General features: G+C 58.0%; 1 pseudogene. It reads left to right on the top strand.

From position 1 onward, the window contains the following. Window positions 1-423 precede the first annotated feature (423 nt). Window positions 424-1,266, top strand: a pseudogene (locus tag M2368_RS18800) (hypothetical protein); the annotation flags it as partial.

Genomic DNA, 1,266 nt, shown 5'->3' with positions numbered 1-1,266 from the left:
TGAGGGTGTGGGAGAGTAGGTCACCGCCGGACTTAACTTGAGTAGATGGTTTGAGGCCCTGGTACCGTTTGGTGCCGGGGCCTCACCTGTTTAACCCGTCCCCTGGTAATCGACTTGCTACAGCCTATGGGTTCAGTTTCATGCTGGGCCCTTTTTGTCGTTAACCCCTTTTAGAAGAGTTGAATCTATCAAGGGGCTTCGATCGGCTACGCATGCGTCGATGGCTGGGGGGACAACCTTAGGGCCGCCACTGAGTGTCTTGCCACATTGGACCCGTTTCCCTATGGTATGACTCGTGCCTCCCGTAGACTTGAATTTAGATGTACATGCCTCGAGGGCATGCTGAATAGTTAATAGTGAAGTGATTTGCAAAGGCAAACACGAAGGTTGCGGTATTGAGATAGCCGCTGAAGGGGACATTAGATGTCTAACGAATTCCGCCGAAACTCCGACAACGGACGAGGCGACTTCCGGAACTCAGATTCAAACCGCAACAACTCCCGCGATGGCTTCAAGCGTCGCGACGACCGTAGTGATTTCAAGCGCACCGACGATAACCGTGGTGGCTTCCGCGGTGACCGTAATGCTGACCGCGGCGGTGACTTCAAGCGCGACGACAACCGTGGTGGTGGCTTCAAGCGTGATGACAACCGTGGTGGTGGCTTCAAGCGTGACGATAACCGCGGTGGCGGTTTCCGCAAGGATGACCGTGGTGGTTTCCGCGGCGAGCGTCGCGATGACAACCGTGGCGGTGGCTTCCGCAATGATGACCGTGGTGGTTTCCGTGGCGAGCGTCGCGATGACAACCGCGGTGGCGGCTTCAAGCGTGATGACAACCGTGGTGGTGGCTTCAAGCGTGATGACAACCGTGGCGGTGGCTTCAAGCGTGATGACAACCGCGGTGGCGGTTTCCGCAATGATGACCGTGGTGGCTTCAAGCGTGATGACAACCGCGGTGGCGGTTTCAAGCGTGATGACAACCGCGGTGGCGGTTTCAAGCGTGATGACAACCGCGGTGGCGGCTTCAAGCGTGATGACAACCGTGGCGGTGGCTTCAAGCGTGATGACAACCGTGGCGGTGGCTTCAAGCGTGATGACAACCGCGGTGGCGGTTTCCGCAATGACGATCGTGGCGGCTTCCAGCGTGATGACAACCGCGGTGGCGGCTTCAAGCGTGATGACAACCGCGGTGGCGGCTTCAAGCGTGATGACAACCGCGGTGGCGGCTTCAAGCGTGATGACAACCGCGGTGGCGGCTTCAAGCGT

The organism is Arthrobacter sp. JUb119, assembly GCF_024807995.1.
GTDB lineage: Bacteria > Actinomycetota > Actinomycetes > Actinomycetales > Micrococcaceae > Glutamicibacter.
Note: the sequence above shows the minus strand (reverse complement) of the source record. Positions and strands in the feature narration are given on the sequence as shown.